Origin of the sequence: Burkholderia sp. AU33423 (assembly GCF_002223135.1) — a bacterium.
Lineage (GTDB): Bacteria > Pseudomonadota > Gammaproteobacteria > Burkholderiales > Burkholderiaceae > Burkholderia > Burkholderia lata_D.
Window position 1 is genome coordinate 2,215,620 of record NZ_NKFH01000007.1, and the last position, 21,412, is coordinate 2,237,031.

General features: G+C 68.1%; 23 protein-coding genes. 7 read left to right on the plus strand and 16 right to left on the minus strand.

Features of this window, described 5'->3' with window-relative positions:
* Nucleotides 1–21: 21 nt before the first annotated feature.
* Nucleotides 22–333, minus strand: coding sequence for a winged helix-turn-helix transcriptional regulator (locus CFB50_RS28535; RefSeq protein ID WP_231937848.1), 312 nt, complete (start codon nt 331–333; stop codon nt 22–24).
* A gap of 182 nt (nt 334–515) precedes the next feature.
* Between CFB50_RS28535 and CFB50_RS28540 the strand changes: the two genes are divergently transcribed.
* The 4 genes from CFB50_RS28540 to CFB50_RS28555 all read left to right on the plus strand — a co-directional run bounded on the left by CFB50_RS28540 (nt 516) and on the right by CFB50_RS28555 (nt 3,071).
* The gene (locus CFB50_RS28540; protein ID WP_089448046.1) at nt 516–1,112 is read left to right on the plus strand and encodes a carboxymuconolactone decarboxylase family protein; all 597 of its coding nucleotides are present in this window, start codon (nt 516–518) and stop codon (nt 1,110–1,112) included.
* The gene (locus tag CFB50_RS28545) at nt 1,109–1,432 is read left to right on the plus strand and encodes a YdhR family protein (RefSeq protein ID WP_089448047.1); all 324 of its coding nucleotides are present in this window, start codon (nt 1,109–1,111) and stop codon (nt 1,430–1,432) included. Before CFB50_RS28540 ends, CFB50_RS28545 begins: the two co-directional genes overlap by 4 nt.
* Before the next feature lie 186 nt (nt 1,433–1,618).
* On the plus strand, nt 1,619–1,927 hold the full coding sequence (locus CFB50_RS28550) for an ArsR/SmtB family transcription factor (RefSeq protein WP_069252050.1): 309 nt from the start codon (nt 1,619–1,621) through the stop codon (nt 1,925–1,927).
* An 82-nt stretch (nt 1,928–2,009) separates the two neighbouring features.
* Nucleotides 2,010–3,071 (plus strand): alkene reductase, encoded by a 1,062-nt coding sequence (locus CFB50_RS28555; RefSeq protein WP_089448048.1) that lies wholly within the window; start codon nt 2,010–2,012, stop codon nt 3,069–3,071.
* Between the two features lie 18 nt (nt 3,072–3,089).
* Here CFB50_RS28555 and CFB50_RS28560 read toward each other — a convergent pair whose 3' ends face one another.
* Nucleotides 3,090–3,617, minus strand: coding sequence for a GNAT family N-acetyltransferase (locus CFB50_RS28560; protein WP_089448049.1), 528 nt, complete (start codon nt 3,615–3,617; stop codon nt 3,090–3,092).
* Nucleotides 3,618–3,706: 89 nt separating this feature from the next.
* On the opposite strand from CFB50_RS28560, the gene CFB50_RS28565 reads away from it, so the two are divergent.
* On the plus strand, nt 3,707–4,318 hold the full coding sequence (locus tag CFB50_RS28565; protein WP_089448050.1) for a LysE family translocator: 612 nt from the start codon (nt 3,707–3,709) through the stop codon (nt 4,316–4,318).
* A gap of 56 nt (nt 4,319–4,374) precedes the next feature.
* A complete protein-coding gene (locus tag CFB50_RS28570; RefSeq protein WP_089448051.1) occupies nt 4,375–5,331 on the plus strand; it encodes an alpha/beta hydrolase family protein in 957 nt (318 codons plus the stop codon).
* Here CFB50_RS28570 and CFB50_RS28575 read toward each other — a convergent pair.
* The gene (locus CFB50_RS28575; RefSeq protein WP_179254241.1) at nt 5,328–6,248 is read right to left on the minus strand and encodes a phosphatidylinositol-specific phospholipase C; all 921 of its coding nucleotides are present in this window, start codon (nt 6,246–6,248) and stop codon (nt 5,328–5,330) included. The two genes, CFB50_RS28570 and CFB50_RS28575, sit on opposite strands and share 4 nt — an antisense overlap.
* 6 nt (nt 6,249–6,254) lie before the next feature.
* Between CFB50_RS28575 and CFB50_RS28580 the strand changes: the two genes are divergently transcribed.
* Complete coding sequence (locus tag CFB50_RS28580; protein WP_089448053.1) at nt 6,255–7,277, plus strand: LacI family DNA-binding transcriptional regulator; 1,023 nt, start codon at nt 6,255–6,257, stop codon at nt 7,275–7,277.
* A gap of 32 nt (nt 7,278–7,309) precedes the next feature.
* Here the strand turns inward: CFB50_RS28580 and CFB50_RS28585 are convergent, their stop codons facing one another.
* The 13 genes from CFB50_RS28585 to ypfJ form a co-directional block, all read right to left on the minus strand.
* Nucleotides 7,310–8,197, minus strand: coding sequence for a carbohydrate ABC transporter permease (locus CFB50_RS28585; RefSeq protein WP_373452975.1), 888 nt, complete (start codon nt 8,195–8,197; stop codon nt 7,310–7,312).
* Nucleotides 8,167–9,036, minus strand: a complete 870-nt coding sequence (locus CFB50_RS28590; protein WP_043179796.1) for a carbohydrate ABC transporter permease — start codon at nt 9,034–9,036, stop codon at nt 8,167–8,169. Before CFB50_RS28590 ends, CFB50_RS28585 begins: the two co-directional genes overlap by 31 nt.
* 34 nt (nt 9,037–9,070) lie before the next feature.
* Complete coding sequence (locus tag CFB50_RS28595) at nt 9,071–10,309, minus strand: ABC transporter substrate-binding protein (protein WP_039343900.1); 1,239 nt, start codon at nt 10,307–10,309, stop codon at nt 9,071–9,073.
* Between the two features lie 215 nt (nt 10,310–10,524).
* Nucleotides 10,525–11,733 (minus strand): porin, encoded by a 1,209-nt coding sequence (locus CFB50_RS28600; RefSeq protein ID WP_089448054.1) that lies wholly within the window; start codon nt 11,731–11,733, stop codon nt 10,525–10,527.
* A 167-nt stretch (nt 11,734–11,900) separates the two neighbouring features.
* On the minus strand, nt 11,901–12,839 hold the full coding sequence (locus CFB50_RS28605) for a helix-turn-helix domain-containing protein (protein WP_089448447.1): 939 nt from the start codon (nt 12,837–12,839) through the stop codon (nt 11,901–11,903).
* A gap of 63 nt (nt 12,840–12,902) precedes the next feature.
* Nucleotides 12,903–13,490 (minus strand): DUF3156 family protein, encoded by a 588-nt coding sequence (locus CFB50_RS28610; RefSeq protein ID WP_089448055.1) that lies wholly within the window; start codon nt 13,488–13,490, stop codon nt 12,903–12,905.
* Entirely contained in the window at nt 13,487–14,989 is a 1,503-nt protein-coding gene (locus CFB50_RS28615) for an APC family permease (protein WP_089448056.1), read from the minus strand. The genes CFB50_RS28610 and CFB50_RS28615 overlap by 4 nt, the downstream gene beginning before the upstream one ends.
* Nucleotides 14,990–15,225: 236 nt before the next feature.
* Entirely contained in the window at nt 15,226–16,566 is a 1,341-nt protein-coding gene (locus CFB50_RS28620) for an aspartate aminotransferase family protein (protein ID WP_089448057.1), read from the minus strand.
* Nucleotides 16,567–16,638: 72 nt separating this feature from the next.
* The gene (locus tag CFB50_RS28625) at nt 16,639–18,141 is read right to left on the minus strand and encodes an aldehyde dehydrogenase family protein (RefSeq protein WP_089448058.1); all 1,503 of its coding nucleotides are present in this window, start codon (nt 18,139–18,141) and stop codon (nt 16,639–16,641) included.
* A gap of 264 nt (nt 18,142–18,405) precedes the next feature.
* The gene (locus tag CFB50_RS28630; RefSeq protein ID WP_089448059.1) at nt 18,406–18,603 is read right to left on the minus strand and encodes a hypothetical protein; all 198 of its coding nucleotides are present in this window, start codon (nt 18,601–18,603) and stop codon (nt 18,406–18,408) included.
* A gap of 162 nt (nt 18,604–18,765) precedes the next feature.
* Nucleotides 18,766–19,437: a hypothetical protein gene (locus tag CFB50_RS28635; protein ID WP_089448060.1), complete on the minus strand. Its 672-nt coding sequence runs from the start codon at nt 19,435–19,437 to the stop codon at nt 18,766–18,768.
* 50 nt (nt 19,438–19,487) lie between these two features.
* On the minus strand, nt 19,488–20,228 hold the full coding sequence (locus CFB50_RS28640) for a helix-turn-helix transcriptional regulator (protein ID WP_089448061.1): 741 nt from the start codon (nt 20,226–20,228) through the stop codon (nt 19,488–19,490).
* 161 nt (nt 20,229–20,389) lie between these two features.
* Complete coding sequence (gene ypfJ / locus CFB50_RS28645; RefSeq protein ID WP_089448062.1) at nt 20,390–21,271, minus strand: KPN_02809 family neutral zinc metallopeptidase; 882 nt, start codon at nt 21,269–21,271, stop codon at nt 20,390–20,392.
* Nucleotides 21,272–21,412 lie beyond the last annotated feature (141 nt).

Consider the following 21,412-nt stretch of genomic DNA (forward strand, 5'->3'; position numbering starts at 1 on the left):
GCGCACCCGCGTGTCGATCGATCAGCGTTCCTGACCGGATTGCTCGCGATCGGCCGCGTCGAACCCGTCCGGGTCGCGCTTCGCCCATTGTTTTGCCCACCCCAGCAACGGCTGCAGCGCCGCCTCGAGCCGCCGGCCTTCGGCCGTCATGCAGTAGCCACCCTCGCCGTGCTCGACGAGGCCCGAAGCCTTGAGCTCGGCCAGCCGCGTATTGAGCAGGCGCGCATTCGTTTCGCAGGCTTCCTGCAGTGCCCGGAATGTGAGCGGCTCGCCGCGCAGTTCCCACAGGATGCGCAGCGTAGTACGCCGCCCGAGCAGATCCAGCACGACCATGATGGGTCGTCCCGTCTTCGATCCGCGAACGCGCTGTCCGATTTTGGGTGTGGTCATGCTGTACTTTTTAAAGCAATCGCCACGCAGAGTCAATCGCTTGAATCGCGCCTCGCGTTTGCTTTACTTTTTAAAGCATGACGCCTACGCTTCCACGCATGCATCGTCTCAGGCACGGGGCTCACATGACTCAGCGTATTGCATCCGCATCACCGCCGTTCGAACCCGACATCGCAGCGTCGATCGACCGGATCATGCAGGGCCGTCCACCGTTGCGACTCTTCACCACGCTCGCGCGCGATCCGCGCCTGTTCACAAAATTCTTTGCCGCCGGCCTGCTGGACAAAGGCCATCTCGACATCCGGCAACGCGAGATCGTCATCGACCGCACCACTGCGCTTTGCGAGTGCGAATACGAATGGGGCGTGCATGTCGCCGTGTTCGCCCGGACGGCGAAGCTGACCAGCGAACACATCCGGTCGTTGGCGCTCGGCTCGGCCGACGATGCATGCTGGAACGATGATGACCGGGTGCTGATCCGGATGTGCGATGCGCTGCATCGGCATTGCGATATCGACGATGACCTGTGGCACGCGCTGTGCCGGCATTTCAGCGACGAGGCACGGCTCGAACTGCTGATGCTCGCGGGCTTCTATCGGACGGTCAGTTATCTCGCGAATGCACTGCGCCTGCCGCTTGAAGCGCGTGCGGCACGGTTTCCGTCTCGTACGCCGGCACGTGCATTTCATTCCCCTGATTTGCCAACCGAGGATCGACCGTGATTACCGAAATCGTCTTCTTCAAGCTGCAACCCGACGTCGATGTCGCCACGCTGAAGGCACGCTATGAAAGCACCGCGTCGAAGTGGGCGCAAAACCCGGATCTGCTGCACAAGTGGTACTTCTACGACGCGGCAACACACGAAGGCGGCGGCGTGTACGTGTGGCATACGCGCGAAGCCGCGGCGCGCTGGCACGGCGACGAATACAAGGCGATGGTCGAGCGGGTGTATGGCCACCCGCCCGTGATACGCGTGCTCGATACGCTCGTGCATGTCGATGCGACACAGGGCCAGTACACGTTCGTCGACCTGTCCGACTGAGGGCCGGATCGCGCCGTTGCGGTGCGACCCGACTCGCCCCCCCAGATTCGCCACGATCCATCCCCGTTATCGCGTTTCCCTATCAACCCCATTGCCAGCAATGCTTTCAAATATATCGTCAAATTCCGATATAAGATTCGCCCATCGACGATACCTTGTTGCCCGACCGAAACGCCACACCCCTCCATGCCGACCGAACTCGACATCGACGCGATCCTGAAAGCGCTCTCGAACCCCGTGCGCCGGGAAATCCTCAACTGGCTGAAAACGCCGGGCGAGCACTTCCCGAACCAGACGCTGCCGTATGAACACGGCGTCTGCGCGGGCCAGATCGACGCGCGCTGCGGGCTGTCGCAGTCGACCGTCTCCGCGCACCTCGCGACGCTCCAGCGCGCGGGGCTCGTGACGTCGACACGGATCGGCCAGTGGGCGTTCTTTCAACGCAACGAGGCCGTCATCGACGCATTTCACGACGCCCTGCGCCGCGATCTCTAGTCAACACGGCCGAACCGGCCATGCGGAGCGCCGTCGCCCATGACGCGACGGTTTCCCGCCTTTCGTGAAGAGGTTATTTGCCATGCCCACCCTGTTCGATCCCGTCACCCTCGGCGACCTGACCCTGCCGAACCGCATCGTGATGGCGCCGCTCACCCGCTCCCGTGCGGGCGCGACGCGCGTGCCGAACGCGCTGATGGCCCGCTACTACGCCGAGCGTGCAACGGCCGGCCTGATCATTACCGAGGCAACGTCGGTCACGCCGCAGGGCGTCGGCTACGCGGATACCCCCGGCATCTGGTCCGATGAACAGGTCGAGGGCTGGAAACAGGTGACGCAGGCCGTGCATGCGGCCGGTGGGCGCATCGTGCTGCAACTGTGGCACGTCGGCCGGATCTCCGACCCGGTGTTCCTGAACGGCGACCTGCCGGTCGCGCCGAGCGCGATCGCCGCGGGCGGCCACGTGAGCCTCGTGCGTCCGCAGCGCCCGTACGTGACGCCGCGCGCACTCGAACTCGACGAAATCCCGGGCATCGTCGCCGCGTACCGCAAGGGTGCGGAGAACGCGAAAGCGGCCGGCTTCGACGGTGTCGAGATCCACGGCGCGAACGGCTACCTGCTCGACCAGTTCCTGCAGGACAGCACCAACCACCGCACCGATGCGTACGGCGGCCCGATCGAGAACCGCGCACGCCTGCTGCTCGAAGTGGTCGACGCGGCGATCGACGTGTGGGGCGCCGGCCGCGTCGGCGTGCACCTCGCCCCGCGCGGCGACGCGCACACGATGGGCGATTCCGATCCGGCGGCAACGTTCGGCTATGTCGCGCGCGAACTCGGCCGTCGCAAGATCGCGTTCATCTTCACGCGTGAGTCGTATTCGGGCGACCACTTGAGCCCGCGCCTGAAGGAAGCGTTCGGCGGCCCGCTGATCGCGAACGAGCAGTTCACGCTCGACACCGCACAGGCCGCGCTCGCAAGCGGCAGCGCCGACGCGATCGCATGGGGCAAGCTGTTCATCGCGAACCCCGACCTACCGCGCCGCCTCGAACTCGGTGCGCCGCTCAACAAGCCGGTGCCGGAAACGTTCTATGCGGAAGGCGAAACGGGTTATACCGATTACCCGGCGCTGAGCGACGCGGCCTGACGGCCCGGCAGCGCGTGTTCAGCGGCGCACGTCCGCCCGCATGAACACGCGCTGCGTTTCGTCGAGCCCGAGCGCGACGTGGTGCGCACGGATCGCACGCAGCGTGTCGTCGAGCGTGGCGTCGTCGACGATGCTGAAACCCAGGCGCGCGTAGTACGGCGCATTCCACGGTGCGTCGCGGAACGTCGACAGCACCACCTCCGCGATTCCTTCCTGCGCCGCTCGCGCCATCACCTGTTCGATCAGGCGCGCACCGATCCGTTGTCCTGCATGCGACGGCGCGACATCCAGCTCTTCCAGATAAAGCCGCCGCGCATCGAGCAGCCGGTAGAACGCAAATCCGACGCACGTGCCCTCCGGATCGACCGCGACATACGCGCGACCGTCGTCGATGCGCACGAGCACGGCAGCCGCATCGGTCGGCCCGGCTTCGGCGATGTGGGTCATGCCGATTGCGCGGAACCGCTGCGCGGCGGCAACTTCCACGGCGGCCATCGCGGCCGCGTCTTCCCGCGTGGCGGGACGGATCAGGATCGATGCAGTCATCACGGCAATTCAGGCAGGCAGTCTGGAACGGCCGTCACTATAATCGAAACCTCATACGTTTCGAACGCCCCCCGCCCACGAGGTTCGTCATGACGTTGTCCGCGCTCGCCGTCTTCGCTGTCACCCTGCTCGTCACCGCCGGCACGCCCGGGCCGAGCGTCGCCGCGCTGGTCGCGCGCGTGCTGACGAACGGCGTGCGGGACGTGCTGCCGTTCCTCGCGGCCATGTGGCTCGGCGAAGCGCTGTGGCTCACGCTCGCGGTCGCGGGGCTGTCCGCGTTCGCACGCACGTTCGCGGCCGGGCTGATCGTGCTGAAGCTGCTCGGCGTCGCGTACCTGCTGTTCCTCGCGTGGAAGATGTGGACCGCGCCGACCGAGACGGGCGCCGATGACCTGCCGCGCGGCCAGTCGCCGTGGCGGATGTTCGTCGCGGGCATGCTCGTCACGCTCGGCAACCCGAAGATCGCGGTTTTCTATCTCGCGTTGCTGCCGACCATCGTCGATCTCGCGCACGTCGGCGTGACCGCGTGGGCCGAGCTGGTCGGCACGATGCTCGCGGTCCTGATCCTGGCCGACTGCTTCTGGTCGCTGCTTGCGTCACGCGCACGGGCGTTCCTGACGTCGGCACGCGCGAAGCGGTTCGCCAACCGCACGAGCGCGACCGCGATGGCCGGTGCGGCGGTGGCGATCGCGACGCGCTGAGCGCATCTGTCCGGCACACGCCACGCCGCGCCCCCTCCACTGCCCCGGGAATCGACATGAAGACCTGGCTCTCGGTTGTCCTGCTCTGCCTGTCCGCCACGGTCGCGCACGCAGCTGGCGTCAAGTTCGTCTCCATCCCGGCCGACGCAGCCGGCCCCGAGCTGCGCGCCGTCATCTGGACGCCGTGCGCAACCCCCGCGCAGCCGCTCACGATCGGCCCGTTCGTGCTGAAAGGGCAACGCAACTGCCCGACCGTCGGCGACAAGCTGCCGCTCGTCGTGATTTCGCACGGCCACGCCGGCACGTACTTCGGGCATCACGACCTCGCCGAAACGCTCGCGGATGCGGGCTACGTCGTCGCGGCGATCAACCATCCCGGCGACACGCATACCGACATGAGCCGCGCGGCCGACCTGCGGGAACTGGTCGAGCGACCGGAGGACATCAAGCGCCTGGTCGACTACATGCTGGCCGACGGGCCCGACGCCAGGCATATCGACGCTGCCCGGATCGGCTTCTTCGGTTTTTCGCGCGGCGGCTACACGGGCCTCGTGCTGGCCGGCGCCAATCCGGCTTTCGTCCACGCGCACGTGGCCTGCCCGGACCCGACCTGGCTGATCTGCAAGCAGATCCGCGACCACGACCTGCCGCGCCAGCCGCTGACGCACGACCCGCGGATCAAGGCCTACGTGATCGCCGACCCGATGAACGAATTCCCGAGCGCCGATACGCTGAAGGACGTGCACGCGCCGATCCAGCTCTGGGGATCCGAAGCAGGCGGCGACGGCGTGGAGCCGGAAACGGTCCCCGCGCTGGCCGACATGCTGCCGAAACGGCCGGAATTCCACGTCGTACCGAATTCCGCACATTTCGCGTTTCTCGCGCCGTGCCCCGAACAACTGGCGCAGGTCTCGCCCGAGGTCTGTACCGATGCGAAGGGATTCGATCGCGCGGCCTTCCACGAAACGCTCGATGCAAAGGCGCTCGCGTTCTTCAGCGCGAATCTCCGCTAACAGCGAAACGTCTTGCGCCACACCCCCGGCGCCGGCACATGGTCGTTGCACGCGATCAGCGCGCGCACCAGCGCCCAGTCGTCGTCATCGCAGAAGTCGAGCAGCATCGCGCCATACGGGCCGGGCTGCTCATGCAGTCGTTCAGTCAGCCGCGCATGAATGCCCCGCACCCTGCCGTCACCGTGTGCGACCACCGACGGATTCGCGCCCATTCCCGTCCCGCTGCAGAAGTTGATCGCCCAGCGGCCGCTGTCCGGCGACGGCAGGTCCGTCAGCAGTGCGTCGATCGCACGCCACTTCCAGCCGATCGACGCGGCGACTGGCACACGATATTCGTCCTGGATCACGAATGCGCCATCGGGGTGATCGATCGTGAACGTCGCATTGTCGGGCCACGCGGTCAGGTCGATGCCGAGCGGCCGGCTGCTGCGAAAGCGGCGCAGCAGCACGATCGCGCCGCGCACGTCGCCGAGCGCGGGCAGCGTGCCGCCGGCATGCCAGCGCAGCCGCGGATGCCGCGCGCGATGCGCGTCGAACGTCGCATCGAAACTGCGCGTGCACGCGTGCGCCGGCCATTCGTCCTTCACCGACATCACGATGCATTCGCCCGGATGCGCTTCGAGAAAGCGCGCACAGGTTTGCAGCACGTCGTCGAGCGTCATGCCGAGCGCGATGCCGCCGTGATGGATGTCGAATGCATCGCGCACGTGCCGGCAGCGGACGTCGAGCAGCCGCACGCCATGCGCGAGCTGGGCATCGAGCGGCGCACGCTGGGTGCGCACGAGCCGATCGTCGACGGTATACGCACAGGTGTCATGGCTGCCCGGTAGGGTCAGCGTATGCAGCAGCCGCGCATCGTCGAGCGCCGACATCCAGTCGGCGAGCGGCATGCACGTATCGTGGCTCGAAGGGATCATGAATCGATGAATGACAAGGAAAGAAAGCCGTGGGTCACGGCCTCGGATGTCGCGGCGCGCGCGGGCGTGTCGCGCTCCGCGGTGTCGCGTGCATTCTCGCCGACGGCGAGCATCGCCCCGCAGACGCGAGAGCGCGTGATGGTCGCCGCGCGCGCGCTCGGCTACCAGGTCAACCTGATCGCGCGCGACATGATCACGCAGCGCAGCAGCATGATCGGCGTCGTGACGGCCGGGTTCGAGAATCCGTTTCGTGCACGGCTGCTGTCGGACCTGATGGCCGCGCTCGGGCAGCGCGCGCTCACGCCGCTCGTGACCAATGCGGAAGATCCGCGCCAGGTCCGGCAATCGCTCGAGCAGTTGCTCAGCTACCGGATCGCGGGCCTCGTGATGACGTCCGCGTCGCCGCCGCTGTCGGTCGCGCAGCAGTATCTCGAACACCGGATCCCGGTCGTGATGATCAATCGCGAGGCGAACCTGCCGGGCGCGGACATCGTCGTCAGCGACAACGCGGCGGGCGCCGTCCACGCAGCGCAGCGGCTCGTGCGGGCCGGCGCGCGCCGGCTCGCGTTCGTCGGGCCGCGCGACGCGAGCTACAGCGCGCAGTCGCGCGCCACCGCATTCGAGCACGCGATCGGGCGCTGCGACGCATTCGATGCGACGCTCTCGCACGTGCTCGACACGCCGACTGACACCCATGCGAGCGGCGTCGAAGCCGCTCGGCAACTGTTCGCGAACGGCAAGCGGCCCGACGGCGTGTTCTGCTCGTCCGACCTGCTCGCGCTCGGCGTGATCGACGTCGCGCGCAGCGAATTCGGGTTGCGCGTACCGGACGACGTGCGCGTGATCGGCTTCGACGACATCCCGGCCGCCGAATACGATGCGTACCGGCTCACGACGCTGCGGCAGGACACGCGCGGCCTCGCGCAGGCGGCGGTCGACCTGCTCGCCGACCGGATGCAGACGTTCGACGGCCCGTCGCGCACGCGCATCGTGCCGGTCACGCAGATGGTGCGGGCCAGCTGCGCATAACCAGGGGAGATCGGGCGCGGCGACGCCGCGCGTCACTTCAACCCGCCCGCGAACCCGCGCAACAGGTAGCGCTGCACATAGCCGGCCACGGCCAGCGTGGGCAGCGACGCCATCAGCCCCGCGCTCATCAGGTCGCCCCAGTCGATGCCGTTCTCCGTCACGTAGCCGGCAATTGCGAGCGGCAGCGTGAAGCGGCTCGGCGTCGACACGAACAGCAGCGCGATCAGGAATTCGTTCCACGCGGCGATGAACACGAAGATCGCGGTCGCGATCAGCCCCGGCGCGCACAGCGGCAGCACGATCTGCACGAGCCGCCGTGCGAGCCCCGCGCCGTCGATGCAGGCGGCCTCCTCGTATTCGATGGGCACGTCGCGCACGAACGCGAGCAGCATCCAGATCGCCATCGGCAACGCGTAGATCTGGTACGCGAGCATCAGGCCGAGCGTCGAATCGAGCAGGTGCAGCCGCTTCGCGAGCGCGAACAGCGGCACCGCGATCGTGATCGGCGGCATCAGCTTCAACGCGAGCACGAGCACCAGGAACAGCAGGTCGAGCCGCGCCGGAAACCGCAGCCGCACGAGCGCGTACGCGGCCGGAAACGCGAGCGCCAGCGCGAGCAGCGTCGTGCCGAAACCGACCAGCAGCGAATTGAACAGCGGCGCGCCGATGCCGTTGGACCAGACCGACGCGAAATGCTCGACGGTCGGCGCGGCCGGCCAGATCCGCAACGGATGATCGAGGCGTTCGAGTGTCGGCATGAACGCCGCGCCGGCCATCCACAGGCACGGCAGCAGCAACAGCGCGAGCGCGACGATGCGCAGTGCCCACGGCATCGCGCGACCGAAAGCGGCGCCCGTTCGTGCGCCCGTGATGCGGGCGGGTTGCGCCGTCATGCGCGCCGCTTGCGAACCGTCTGCCATACGTACCCCGAGACCAGCAGCGCGGACGCCGCCAGCATCAGCACCGACGCGGCACTCGCCGGCCCGACGTTGAAGAAGCGGAAGCCCGTGTCGTAGATATAGGTCGACAGCGTCTGCGTCGCGTTGCCGGGGCCGCCGCCCGTCAGCGCATAGACCTTGTCGAACAGCTTGAACGTGTCGATCGAGCGCAGCAGCAGCGCGAGGCCGATCTGCGGCGCCGCGAGCGGCAGCGTGATGTCGCGCAGGCACTGCCACTCGCTCGCGCCGTCGGTGCGCGCGGCTTCGTACAGTTCCTGCGGGATCGACTGCAGCCCGGCGAGCACGATCAGGAACGCCATCGGCGTCCACTGCCACACGTCGACGAGCGCGAGCGACCACAGCGCGAGATGCGGATCGGACAGCCAGCGCACGCCTTCGATGCCGAACGCCGCGAGCAGCGCGTTCAGGAAGCCATCGAAGTTGAGCCAGTTGCGCCAGATCGCCGAACACACGAGCGTGGACAGCATCATTGGCAGGATCGCGAGCGGCAGCGCGATGCGCCGCCCCGGAAACGCGCGCACGAACAGCAGCGCAAGGCCGAAGCCCAGCGCGACTTCGGCGAGCGACGCCACGATCGTGAAGCGCAGCGTGTTGCCGAAGCCGGCCGTGAACGCGTCGTCGCCGAGCACCGCGCGATAGTTCGCGAGCCCGGCGAATGCGCGGCGGCCGGCCGAGTAGTCGACCTGGCAGAACGAATCGATCAGCACCTGCGCGACCGGATACAGCGCGAGCGCGGCGAGCACCAGCAGCGCGGGCCCGAGCAGCGCGACGAACGGCAGGCTGCGGCCGAAGGCTTTCATGCGCTGTGTCCCGGCGAGGGTTCGAGGCGAGCCGTCACTTGCCGGCCGCGGCCGTCGCCTGCGCGATCTTCTGCTGCGCCTGGCGCAGCGCGGCGTCAGGCGCGGCCTGCCCGGTCAGCGCGAGCTGAAGCTGGTCGCCGAGAATGCTCTCGACCTGCTGCCAGTCGTTCACGCGCGGCCGCGCACGGCCGGCTTCGAGCGCCTTCAGCTGATCCGGATACCAGCGGTACTGGCGCACCAGCGCCGGATCGTTGAACACGCTGCGGCGGGTCGGCGGAATGCCGATGCCGGCGAGGCGCGTCTGCGTGTCGCGCGCGGTCAGGTACGCGAGGAAATCCTGCGCGAGCTTCGCGTGCGGCGCGTCCTTCGGGATGCCCATCTGCCAGATGCCGAGCATCGGCGCCGGGCCGGCGGTCTGCCCGGGCGGCGGCTGCAGCGCGATCTGGCCGACCACGCGCGACTGCTTCGGATCGTCGAGCGCCGGCACCCACGCCGGCCACACCTCGATCGACTGCGCGGCCGTGCCGCGCTGCAGCGCATCGCGCACTTCCGCCGCGCCGTACACGTCGACATCCTTCGGCGCGGACGCCTTCAGCGCGAGGAAGGTCTTCAGCGCGGCCTGCGCTTCGCGCGAATCGATCGTCACGTTGCCGGCACGGTCGAACACGTCGCCGCCGTAGGCCCACAGGATCGGCAGGAAGCCCGTCACGACCGGATTGCCCTTCGTGCCGCGGAACACGACGCCCGACACGCTCTTGTCCGCGCCGCCGACGGTCTGCGCGATCTTCAGCACGTCGTCCCAGTTGCGCGGCGGCTGCAGCTTGTACTTCGCGAGCAGATCCTTGCGGTACGCGAACATCTCGACGTTGCCGACGATCGGCAGCGCGTACAGCGCACCGGCCGCGTTGCGGCCGAGCGCGACGGCAGACGGCACGAGATCGGCGTCCGCGAGCGACGCGGGCAGCGGCTTCAGCCAGCCGTTGCCGATGAATTCAGGCGCCCACGTGTCGTCCATCATCACGAGGTCGTATGCGCCGGTGCCTTCGCGCATCGACAGCTTGAGCTTCTGGTACAGATTCGCGTTCGGCAGCTTGAGCAGTTCGATCTCGGTGCCCGGGTGCAGCTTGTTGAAGCCGGCGACGGCGTCGGCCAGCCCCTTGCCGTAGATATCGTCGCGGCCTGCGATGACGAGATCCGCGGCAACGGCGTGCGTGGCGGCGAAGGACAGCGCAAGGGCGGCGGACAGCGCGCGCAGGCGGCTCAGCAAGGTCATGAGGTCTCTCTCGTTCGGCGTGGTGGCGGGACGGCCGGGCATTGCACACGTGTGCAACGCGGGAGATGCTTCCGGCCGCCTGTGGCGAACGCCATTGTTCACGCCGATCGTTAAGAATTTATGGCACGCGGCGGGAGAGGCGGACGCCACACCCGGCCGCCCCGCCCGTCGGGCCTCCCCGGCCAGACCTCCCCGGCCGGACCTCCCCGGCCAGATCAGAAGTTCACGCGAATCCCGGCCATCACCGCCAGTTGCCGGCTCGAGTTGCTGTTCGCGAGCACCGGGATCTGCGCGTAGTTCACCGCGTTGCCGTCCGCGTCGGTGCCGAGCCCCTTCCCGCTCGCGATCTGGCCGATCGCGACCGCATACAGCGCCGTGCGCTTCGACAGGCTGTAGTTCGTGCCGACGTTCACCTGGTGGAACCGCGTCGTGCCGCGCCCGTCGGTATGCGCGGCGTTGAAGATGTAGGCGACACCGCCCTGCAGCGCGGGCGTGAACATGTACGTGGCGTTCACCTCGCCGATATCGAACGTGAACGCCTGCGTGCGCGGCTGCGCGGTGGTCGAGAAATAGCGGCTGTCGCCGAGGCGCGTATGTGTATAGGTGAGCGCGATCGTCGCGTCGCCGAACGTGACCGACCCGCCCGCGCCGAACGCGCGCATCGAGCCGGCGTCCTGCAGCAGGCAATGCATCGCGCCCGGGTTGCTGCACGCGAAATCGCCGATATAGCCGCTCGCGCCGCCGAGCGCCGCGTCGAGCGGCTGGTGCAGGTCGAGGTAGCCGACCGAGAACGCGACCGGCGCGCGCGTGTAGGTCGCGGCCACCGCATAGCCGCGCTTCGCGGAGAAATCGCCGGCCTGCCCGCCGAAGCTGAACGTGCCGCCGAACGTGAGGCCGTTGAAATCGGCGCTGGTGAACTTCACCGCGTTGTTGAAGTTGAATGCGGCGTTCAGGTTGTCGACGTCGCCGAGATGCGAGCCATACGGCGTCGCCCAGTTGTTGCTCGACACGTACGCGCCGAGCATGTCGGTGTACGAGTCGTACTGGCGGCCGAGGCCGAGCGTGCCGATCCCGTCCTGGCGCAGCCCGACCCACGCCTGCCGGCTGAAGGCCGTGCCGCCCTGCAGCGCCTGCCCGTTCGCGGACAGGAACTGCTGCTCGAGCGTAAACACCGCATTGAGCCCGCCGCCGAGCGGCTCGGCGCCCTGGAAGCCGAACCGCGACGGCACGAGGTTGCCGCCGCCCATCTGCCACGCATGGCCGCCGCCCGTGCTGCCGTCGGCGCGCGTGAACTGCTGGTTCGTCGAATAGATGATGCCGGTATCCACGGTGCCGTACAGCGTCACGCTGCCCGAGGTCTGCGCCTGTGCGTGCATGCAACCCAGCGTAGCCGCAGCCGCGGCCAGTCGTCGTCCGATCTTCATGTCCCGCCCCTCTGTTGTCATCGATTCGCAGTGCAGATCGATGGAGTTATCGATATGGGTGACAGGACTCTATCCAGCGAAAATTCAGGACCTCTATCGAAAATCGGCAAACAGTGGCACGTGTTGCCCGCGCCGATACCCGGCGGCGCCGTCGCGGTGCGCGTGCGTCATTCGGGACGCGTCGTCTGGGACGGCAGCTCGCCGAACAGGTCGCGATACTCGCGCGCGAAATAGCCGAGGTGGGTGAACCCCCAGCTCGCGGCGGCCTCGCCGACGCCGAGCTGCTGCACGGACGTCGTGCGCAGCATGCGGCGCACCGCGTTCAGCCGGATCGTGCGCAGATAGCCGACCGGCGTGACGTCGGCCACGCGTTGAAAACTCGTTTGCAGCGTGCGGCGGCTGCAGCGCAGCGCACGGCACAGTTCGAGCACGGTGACGGGTTCTTCGGGCCGGTCGCGCAGATGCTTCTCGCAACGGCTCACGATGTCGCTGTAGGTGGCGTGCGTGATGTCGCGACGCTCGACGCCGATGCCCTGCTCGAGCGCATCGAGGAACATGCCGAGCATCGCGTCGCGGAACATCTTGCGGGTAGCCGCATATTCGAGGTGGCCCGGGTTGCGCTGCGCATCGTCGATCAGCGACGACAGCCGCACGCCGAGCGCGACGCCCTGCTCGTCGGACAGCCGCGTCACGTGGCGCAGCTTGCGCGCGCCGGATGCGCCGAATTCGGCTTCGCACAACTCGTCGACCATGTCGGACGCCGCGCTGATCCCGACGAGCCCCATCCCTTCCGGCGTGTGGAATTCGAAATCCTCGCCGGCGCGCAGCGCGAGCAGCGCATAGCCATCGACGGGCTGGCCCTGGAACGTGCCCGCGAGCGGCACGGACAGCGGCACCGCGAGCGACGTGCGCCCGCCCGGCGCGAGCCCGGTTTGCGCGACCCGCCGGTTGGTCGTTTCGCGGAAGAAGTGGAAATCGTCGTACAGCACCTGCGTGACGGTGCCCTTGAAGCGGCCCGGCGTCATCTGGCGGTAGACCTGATGCCAGCCCGCGATCGCGAGCCCGTGATCGTGCACGTCTTCGTGTGAGCGTGACTGGAACAGCATCGGCATCTCCGGTAAAACCCCTAAACGCGGCCGCCGGGTTCCCCCGGCGCGCAACGCCACAGCTTACCCGTGCAAAATCCTGCGTAGTGCGGTTTCGAACGCAAGACAGGCCGCCGACAGCGCGGCGGCCTGCTCGCCCGTCAGGCGGACGTAGCGGCGGAACGACGGCATCCGGTTCACGACCTCGCTGCCGCCGAACGGCACGATCGCGAGCGTCCAGCGGCCGTCGCGCGCGTCGATCGTGCAGTCGGTCAGGTGCAGCGGCCGCAGCGCATCGGACAGCGACGGCTCGGCGACCAGCGCGGCCACCGCATCGACGAAACCGGGGTCGCATCCCGGCACGGCTGCAGCGTCGATTCCCGTGCGGCGCAGCCAGCCGGTCTGGCGCACGCGGGCACTGCCCTGCACGGCCGGGCCGGTTGCGGTTACCGCCACCTTCACGCTGACCGTATGCATCAGGAACTGGCGGTCGACACGCTCGTCGATGCTCACGCGCACGCCGTTCGGCAGCCGGGCCGTCAGGCTGCCGGCGCCATCGGCATCGCGCTCGGCGCGCAGGTCGGCCAGCACGCGCGCGGCGATCGCGCCGGGCCGATGGCCGGGCGGCGGCGCATCGGGCGCCGCGCGCCAGCGGGCGAGCGCGACCTTCACGATGCGACGTGCTCGTTGCGCAGCACGTCCTCGACCGGCACCGGCTTGAACGGATGCCGGCGCTGCACGACGAGCGTCCAGAACAGCGCGTACAGCGCGGTGAGCCCGAGCATCGCGCCGAACGGCACGTAGATGTCGCGCGCGTTCATGCCCGGCGGCGTGATGTACCAGATCGCCAGGATGATGCCGACGCTCGATACGATCTGCGGCAGCGGGAACAGCGGCGAACGGTACGGGCGCGGCAAGTCCGGGCGGCGAATCCGCAGCATCACGACCGACGCGGTGACGAGCAGGTACGCGGTGCCCCACGCGCAGGTCGCGGCGAGCACGAGGTGCAGGATGCTGTCGAGATTGCCGTTGATCAGCCACGCATGGAAGATCGGCACGATCGCCGCGGCGACGATACCCAGCACCGGCGTCTTGAAGCGCGGATGCAGGTACGCGAAGCAGCGCGGCAGCGCGCCGTCGATCGCCATCCCGTACAGGATGCGCGGCAGCCCGGCCATCAGCGTGTTGATCGTCGCGGCGCCTGCGCACAGGAACGCGATGCCGAACCAGATGCGGCCGAACGGCCCGAGCACCTGCAGCGCGAACGCGGGAATCGCGCCCGGCGTGTCGAGCAGGTGCGTGAGGCCGTCGGGGCTCACCGGCACGTTCGCGACCTGGCGGCGGATCGCCGCGCCGTACAGGAACATGCAGATCGCGACGCCGACGAGGCCCAGCGCCATCGCGCGCGGAATCGTCTTGCCCGGCGACTTCATTTCCGGCGCGAGCGGCGTGACGAACTCGCAGCCGACGAACATGAACATCGCCATCCCGACCAGCGACAGCACGGCCGGCACCGACGTGCCGACTTCCGAGCCGCCGAACCAGCCGTCGAGATGCACGGCCGGCGCGGCCGCGAGCCCGAGGATCCCGAAGATCATCAGCGACAGCCACATGCCGGCCGTCAGCACGATCTCGAGCTTGCTGAACACCTTGATGCCGATGATGTTGGTGATCGCGAACGTGACGACGAGGCCGACACCGACGAGCCACGAACTGTTGTGCTTCTCGAACGCGGCATTCAGCGATTCGAAATTGACGAGCGCCATGATGCCGCTCAGGATCGTCTCCGCCGTGCCGGCGAACACGTGCACGAGGAAATACGCGGAGATCGTGCCGGTGATCGCCCAGAAGCGGCCGAGCCCGCACGACAGGTAATCGTAAACCGAGCCGGCCGTCGGCAGCATCGCGGCGGCTTCGGAGAAGGTCGTCGCCTGCGCCTGCATCATCACGAACGCGATGATCATCGCGACCGCGAACGCCCAGCCGCCCATCCCGAAGCCCGACGTCGCGGTGAGAATCACCGGGCTTGCCATGATGAGGCCGACGGCGCTCGCCAGCGCGGTCGGAAAGCCGACCGCACCCGCCTTCAGCGCCGTGCCGCCACCCGCTTCAGCCGGCGTGCCGGCGGGCGTGTCGCCCGCTGCGCCGGTAACTCCAGACCATCCCGACATCCCTGTCTCCTTCCTGTGTCGACCCCGGCCGCCGCTTCGTCGGCGGCCGGGGTTCCATGGCTATGCGGTCGGCCCGGGCGGCGCTTCAGCGCTTCGATACCCGGGCCCCTTGTCGATCACACCTTGATCCGATGTCGAAAAAATACGCAGGCAAAATAATCCGGTCATAGCGCAAATTGGCAAACCGGCGGCGGCCACACTGCCCGCCGCCGGTTTGCCGTCACGGGGTCACGCCATCACGCGAACGGCACGGCCTCGAAGCCCGCCGCGAGCGCGTCGACGATCCGGTCGAGCTGCTCGCGCTGGATCACGAGCGGCGGCGACAGGATGATCTTCGTGCCGACCGGACGCACCAGCACGCCGTTCTCGCGCGCGACTTCCGCGACCGCGTTCGCATAGCCTGAGAGCGGGTCGATCGGCTCGCGCGTGTCCTTGTTCGCGACCAGGTCGAGCGCGAGCATCAGCCCCTTGCCGCGCACCTCGCCGACCGCCGCGAAGCGTTCCGCGAACGGCTTCAACGCTTCGAGCAGATACGCGCCCTGCTTCGCCGCGTTCGCCGGCAGGTCTTCCTTCACGACGATGTCGAGGCTCGCGATCGCGGCCGCGCAGGCGACCGGGTGGCCCGCATACGTGTAGCCGTGCATGATCGCGCCGCCGAAATCGGCATTCGCGGCGAACGCGTCCTCGATCCGCGCGTTCACGACCGTCGCGCCGAGCGGCACGTAGCCCGACGAGATGCCCTTCGCGAGACACATGATGTCCGGGCGCACACCCCAGCCGCGGCTGCCGAACATACTGCCGCTGCGGCCGAAGCCCGTCACGACCTCGTCGGCGATCAGCAGGACGCCGTAGCGGTCGCACACCTCGCGCACCAGCGGCCAGTAGTTGGCCGGCGGCACGATCACGCCGCCCGCGCCCTGGATCGGCTCCGCGATGAACGCGGCCACCGTGTCGGGGCTCTGGAACTGGATCTCGCGCTCGAGCATTTCCGCGCAGATCCGGCCGAGTTCTTCGGGATCCTGCGTGAACGGGTTGCGGTACAGCCACGGCGTCTCGACGTGGAAGCAGCCCGGCAGGTTCGGCTCGTAGTTGCGGCGGAACACCGTGTTGCCGTTCACCGACGCGCCGCCGAAGTGCGTGCCATGATAGCCCTGCTTCAGCGAGATGAACTTCGTGCGATCGGCCTGGCCGCGCACCTTCCAGTACTGGCGCGCGATCTTCAGCGCGGTCTCGATCGAATCGGAACCGCCCGAGCTGTACAGCACGCGGCGCATCCCTTCCGGTTCGAGCATGTCGATCACCTTCTTCGACAGCTCCTCCGCGCGCGGATGCGAAATGCCGTCGAACAGCTGGAAGTATTCGAGCTCGTCGAGCTGGCGCACGATCGCGTCCTTCACTTCCTGGCGGTTGTGGCCGACGTTCACGTTCCACAGGCCCGCGACGCCGTCGACGAGCTTGCGGCCCTGTTCGTCGAATACGTAGCAGCCGTCGCCGCGCACGATACGGATCGGCTTGCGCTGCTTCATTTCGTTCGGGTGCAGCATCGGGTGCCAGAATTTCGCTTCGTTGTAGCTCATTGCAGTCTCCACTGTCGGATCGGTTGAACCTCGATCGCCGAGGTTCACGGTTTTCGTCGTTGGCGCCGCGCGTCAGTGCGCGATGCAGACGGATTTGGTTTCGGTGAAGCCTTCGATCGCGTACTGGCCGAATTCGCGGCCGATGCCCGATTGCTTGTAGCCGCCGAACGGCATCGACGGGTCAAGCGGGATATGGCAATTCACCCACACGGTGCCGGCCTCGATCTGCGGCACGAGGTTCATCACGCGCTTCAGGTCGTTGCTCCAGAGGCTCGCGGCGAGGCCGTACGGCGACGCGTTCGCGAGGCGCACCGCGTCGGCCGCGTCATCGAACGGCACGACGACGATCACCGGGCCGAACACTTCGTCGCGCACGATCGCGCTGTCCGGATGCGGATCGGCGATCACGGCCGGCTTCACGTAGTAGCCGGGCAGGTCGTCAGCCGGCGTGCCGCCCGCGAGGAACGTGAGACCCGCGCGGCGCGCGCCTTCGATGTGCTCGACGACCTTGTCGCGATGGTGCGCGGAGACCAGCGGGTTGATCTGCGCGGTCATGTCGAGGCCCGCGCCGAGCTTCATCGACTGCGCGACGCCCGCGAGGCCGTCCGCGAGCTGCGCGAACTTGCTGCGATGCACATAGATCCGCGATGCGGCCGCGCACACCTGCCCCTGGTTGAAGAACGCGCCGGCGGCGACGCCGTCGAGCGCCTGCGCGACGTCGATGTCGTCGAGCATCACGATCGGGTTCTTGCCGCCGAGCTCCAGCGAGAAGCGCGTCATGTTCTGCACGGCTGCCGCGCCGACCAGCTTGCCGGTCGCGGTCGAGCCCGTGAACGAGATCTTCGCGATCGACGGGTGGCCCGCGAGCGCGGCGCCGCACACGCGGCCGCCGGTGACGACGTTGAACACGCCGGGCGGCACGCCGGCCTCGCGTGCGAGCTCGGCCAGGCGCAGCGCGGTGAGCGGCGTTTCCGGCGACGGCTTCAGCACGATCGTGCAGCCGGCCGCGAGCGCGGGAATCAGCTTCCATACCGCGATCATCAACGGGAAATTCCACGGCACGATCGCGGCGACCACGCCGACCGGCTCCTTGCGCGTATAGGCCGTGTAGCGCGCGCCGGGCGGGAACGGAATCGACACGTCGAGCGTCTGGCCGGTGATCTTGGTCGCCCAGCCGGCCATGTAGCGCACGTATTCGACGCTCGCGCCGACTTCGACCGCGCGCGACACGTGGATCGACTTGCCCTGGTTCAGCGTTTCGAGCTGCGCGAGCGTTTCGGCGTCGGCTTCGATCAGGTCGGCGAGTTTCAGCAGGATGCGTTCGCGGTCGGCCGGGCGCAGGCCGCGCCACACACGGGTGTCGAATGCATGCTTCGCGCTGGCGACCGCACGGTCGACGTCGTGTGCGTCGGCGTCCGCGACCGTCGCAAGCCGCTCGCCCGTCGCGGGGTCGTACACGTCGAGCCGCGCGGCCGCGTGGGCGGGCTGCATTTCACCGTCGATGAAGAGGCCGAAGTCGCGCGCAACGAAGGTGCGCACGGTGTCGCTGACGGCGACGAAATTCGTGGTGCTCATGGGCGTCTCGAGGATTGTCGTGGCTGGACCGCATGCGCACGGGCACGCGGGCGTCGTTCCACTGTATCGACGAGGGTTCGCGCCCGGTGAGCGCAAATTGGCAGCGCGTGGGCGCTGGGGGGGAGGCGCGTTCGAACCCCGCGGTGACGGGTCGAGTGTCGAGACCGGAAGCCGGCTCGGTATCGCGCGGGCAGACCGGCCGGCCTACTCGACCGGCGCGGGCATGCCCGCGCCGTACCGGGCCCATGCCCGGTCATTGCGATGCTAGTTTCTGAAGCCGTGCCCCATCGACGCAAGGAAGGCGTACGCCTGGTAATCCAGCCAGTAGATGCCGAGCGCCAGCGGAATCAGGAAGTACAGCGAATCGTATATCCCGCTTCTCACGGTCCGGACGATGAAAATCGGCAGGGCAACGCTCAAGGCGGCAACCACAAGCGCAATTGCAATGATCGTGACGTCCATGTTCCCGACCCCTGGTTGTTATTGAAACGACGATCGCGCATGGTACTGCACGACGGTGGTAACCCGCGAGCAGGATGATTGCGGCGGCAGCGAGCCACCGGTTCGGCACGGTTCGACCGATCAAGCTTGCGAGGTGGGTTCTTGGCAGAGGCGTCTTGCCGGTCAGCCGCTGACATCCAGGCAGCCCGCGGGGCCAACCAGTTCGTTTTCCTTGGCATTGCCCGACGTGAACAGGCAAAAATTCGAGCCGATTTCACTGCTGAACTCCATCAGGAAGTCCAGTCGGCCGTCGCGATCGAGGTCGCCGGCCCAGATCAGCGTCACGCGAAACGGCGGCATGTCGCCGCCGAAATCATGCAGGACCGACCGCTTGCCCCCGCCTTCGGCAATCACCGCACCGGATGCGGTGTAGCGCAACGCGTACCGGCGGCCGTGAAAACCGAAACGCAGCGGTTCGACGCCTGGCTCGATCACCCTTCCACCGTTCGGGAACGCCAGGTTCGCCGCGTCGACCGGGCCCCGCCTGAGCGATTTGCAACGCAACAGCGCGACGGCATGTTTCACGTCGGGCGTGACGTCGACGACTGCGCCATCCGGTTGCACCGGTTCGAGCCGGATGCGTGCCGGCGCAAGCTTCCAGCGATCGCCGTTGGACGCCAGTGCGAGCCACCCGTCGCCGAGATCGGCACCGGCCTCGCCGACGTCGTCGGCCAGCATCCGGGTCGGTTGCAGCACGCGGCACGAATCGGGTTCGTCCTCTTGCGCGAACGCCGTCGAAGCCATGGAGGCACCCAGCAAGACAAGCAGCACGGCCAGCAGCGCTTTGGTTTTCATGAATCGGCAATCGCGAAGGTTCGAAGTCCGGATCGCAATTATCCGATGAATTACAGGAACAGCGCCCCGACCAGTTCCGTGCGGTTCGACACCCCGAGCTTGCGATACATCCGCATCAGGTGCGTCTTGACGGTCGGCTGGCCGAGCGCGAGATCGCGCGCGATCTCCTTGTTCGAGCGGCCGTCGCGCACGAGGCGCGCGATCTGCTCCTCGCGGTAGGTCAGCCGCTCCTCGCAGCCGATCCGGTGGATCCCGCGCCGCGCGCGCAGCAGCGGGCTCAGCGCGGCTTCGGCCACGGGCTGCAGCCGCGCGAGCGCATCGATCTCGCCGGGCGCGAACCGCCCGGCCGTGCTGTTGCCGGCCACGCCGCCGCGCGTGTCGCCCGACCCGAAGCGCAGCAGCGAGAACGCGCCGACCGTGCGGCCCGCGTCGCGCAGCCAGATCTCGACGACGTCGGCCACGTCGTGCCGCCGCAGGAAACGGGTCCAGTACGCGGACGCGTCGCGCCTTTCGTCAGGCAATTGGGACGCAAGCGTGACGACCGCGCGCTCGCCCGCCGCGCAGCGCGACGGATGCAGCGGATCGAGCATCCGGTAGCGCGCGACATAGATGCGATGCATCGATTCCGGCATCCCGAACAGCTCGAAATCGGCCGGTTCACCGCTCTGGTCGAGCCGGTAGAACACGATCGCGGACGGGCTCGCGAACGCGTCGAACGCATCCACGCACGCGCGCAGCGCGCGTGGCCAGTCGGCGGCGGCCGGGTCGGCGGGAACGGATGAGGTCGGCATGGTGGAATCGGCTGGCTGGCGAACATCACGAAGATCGAAGTTCGAGCCAGCCTACCGGCGCCGAAAAGCGCCGGTGAGCCCAAATCGGCAAATCGTCCCGGCGCGGTCGGCATCGCGGATCCGGCCGGGACGAAGCGCTCGCGCGACGGTGCGCGCCGCTTTCAGCGTGCGTTCGCGGCGAACGTGTCGCAGGCGCTCAGTTCGCCCGACTCCATCCCGCGCCGCAGCCAGTACACGCGCTGGTCGCTGGTGCCGTGCGTGAAGCTTTCCGGCACGACGTAGCCCTGCCCTTGCTGCTGCAGCCGGTCGTCGCCGATCGCGGCAGCCGCCTTCAGCCCCTGCTCGAAATCGCCGGGTTCCATCAGCCGCTGGTTCGCGCGCTGCGCGTTGTTCGCCCACACGCCGGCAAAGCAGTCTGCCTGCAGTTCCATCCGCACCGACAGCGCATTCGAGTGCGCCTGGCTCGCCCGCCGGCGCGCGGCGTCGACCTTGTCGGAGATGCCGAGCAGGTTCTGCACGTGGTGGCCGACTTCGTGCGCGATCACGTAAGCCTGCGCGAAATCGCCACCCGCGCCGAAACGCTTGCGCAATTCGTCGTAGAAACCGAGATCGATGTACACCTTGCGGTCGCCCGGGCAGTAGAACGGCCCCATCGCGGTCTGTCCCGTGCCGCATGCGGTCGGCGTCGAGTTCTTGAACATCACGAGCGTCGGCGGCTGGTACTGCGCGTGCAGTTGGGTATTGAACACACCCGTCCACGTGCGCTCGATATTGCCGAGCACCTTGCGCGTGAACACAACGCTCGGTTCGTTCGCCGCCGCGCCCTGCCGCTGCGCGGGCGCGGGCTGCGCCTGCTGCTGGCGGCCCTGCAGCGCCGAGGCGCCTTCGAGTATCACGCGCGGGTCGATCCCGAAGAAATACGACGCGGCGAACGCGACCACGATCGTGCCGATGCCGATCGTCGCGCCGCGCCCGCCGCCGAACCCGCCGGCGCCGCGGCGATCCTCGACGTTCGTGCTTTCCCTTTCGTCGTCCAGCCTCATAGCCGGCCCTCCCTGTTCTTGTCGATGGTCCGGCACGCGAGCGCGCACCGGGCGATAAATTGTCGTGGCACGCGCCTCGCGCCGATACCGCGCGCACGTAGGGTGCGCGCTCATGCCGGGATCGCCGGCCTGCCGCTCCGC

Excerpts from the sequence above, each read along its gene's own strand:
- CFB50_RS28535 (WP_231937848.1), bottom strand. The coding sequence starts at position 333 with ATGGTCGTGCTGGATCTGCTCGGGCGGCGTACTACGCTGCGCATCCTG.
- CFB50_RS28540 (WP_089448046.1), top strand. The coding sequence starts at position 516 with ATGACTCAGCGTATTGCATCCGCATCACCGCCGTTCGAACCCGACATC.
- CFB50_RS28550 (WP_069252050.1), top strand. The coding sequence starts at position 1,619 with ATGCCGACCGAACTCGACATCGACGCGATCCTGAAAGCGCTCTCGAAC.
- CFB50_RS28555 (WP_089448048.1), top strand. The coding sequence starts at position 2,010 with ATGCCCACCCTGTTCGATCCCGTCACCCTCGGCGACCTGACCCTGCCG.
- CFB50_RS28560 (WP_089448049.1), bottom strand. The coding sequence starts at position 3,617 with ATGACTGCATCGATCCTGATCCGTCCCGCCACGCGGGAAGACGCGGCC.
- CFB50_RS28565 (WP_089448050.1), top strand. The coding sequence starts at position 3,707 with ATGACGTTGTCCGCGCTCGCCGTCTTCGCTGTCACCCTGCTCGTCACC.
- CFB50_RS28570 (WP_089448051.1), top strand. The coding sequence starts at position 4,375 with ATGAAGACCTGGCTCTCGGTTGTCCTGCTCTGCCTGTCCGCCACGGTC.
- CFB50_RS28575 (WP_179254241.1), bottom strand. The coding sequence starts at position 6,248 with ATGATCCCTTCGAGCCACGATACGTGCATGCCGCTCGCCGACTGGATG.
- CFB50_RS28580 (WP_089448053.1), top strand. The coding sequence starts at position 6,255 with ATGAATGACAAGGAAAGAAAGCCGTGGGTCACGGCCTCGGATGTCGCG.
- CFB50_RS28585 (WP_373452975.1), bottom strand. The coding sequence starts at position 8,197 with ATGGCAGACGGTTCGCAAGCGGCGCGCATGACGGCGCAACCCGCCCGC.
- CFB50_RS28590 (WP_043179796.1), bottom strand. The coding sequence starts at position 9,036 with ATGAAAGCCTTCGGCCGCAGCCTGCCGTTCGTCGCGCTGCTCGGGCCC.
- CFB50_RS28595 (WP_039343900.1), bottom strand. The coding sequence starts at position 10,309 with ATGACCTTGCTGAGCCGCCTGCGCGCGCTGTCCGCCGCCCTTGCGCTG.
- CFB50_RS28600 (WP_089448054.1), bottom strand. The coding sequence starts at position 11,733 with ATGAAGATCGGACGACGACTGGCCGCGGCTGCGGCTACGCTGGGTTGC.
- CFB50_RS28605 (WP_089448447.1), bottom strand. The coding sequence starts at position 12,839 with ATGCTGTTCCAGTCACGCTCACACGAAGACGTGCACGATCACGGGCTC.
- CFB50_RS28615 (WP_089448056.1), bottom strand. The coding sequence starts at position 14,989 with ATGTCGGGATGGTCTGGAGTTACCGGCGCAGCGGGCGACACGCCCGCC.
- CFB50_RS28620 (WP_089448057.1), bottom strand. The coding sequence starts at position 16,566 with ATGAGCTACAACGAAGCGAAATTCTGGCACCCGATGCTGCACCCGAAC.
- CFB50_RS28625 (WP_089448058.1), bottom strand. The coding sequence starts at position 18,141 with ATGAGCACCACGAATTTCGTCGCCGTCAGCGACACCGTGCGCACCTTC.
- CFB50_RS28630 (WP_089448059.1), bottom strand. The coding sequence starts at position 18,603 with ATGGACGTCACGATCATTGCAATTGCGCTTGTGGTTGCCGCCTTGAGC.
- CFB50_RS28635 (WP_089448060.1), bottom strand. The coding sequence starts at position 19,437 with ATGAAAACCAAAGCGCTGCTGGCCGTGCTGCTTGTCTTGCTGGGTGCC.
- CFB50_RS28640 (WP_089448061.1), bottom strand. The coding sequence starts at position 20,228 with ATGCCGACCTCATCCGTTCCCGCCGACCCGGCCGCCGCCGACTGGCCA.
- ypfJ (WP_089448062.1), bottom strand. The coding sequence starts at position 21,271 with ATGAGGCTGGACGACGAAAGGGAAAGCACGAACGTCGAGGATCGCCGC.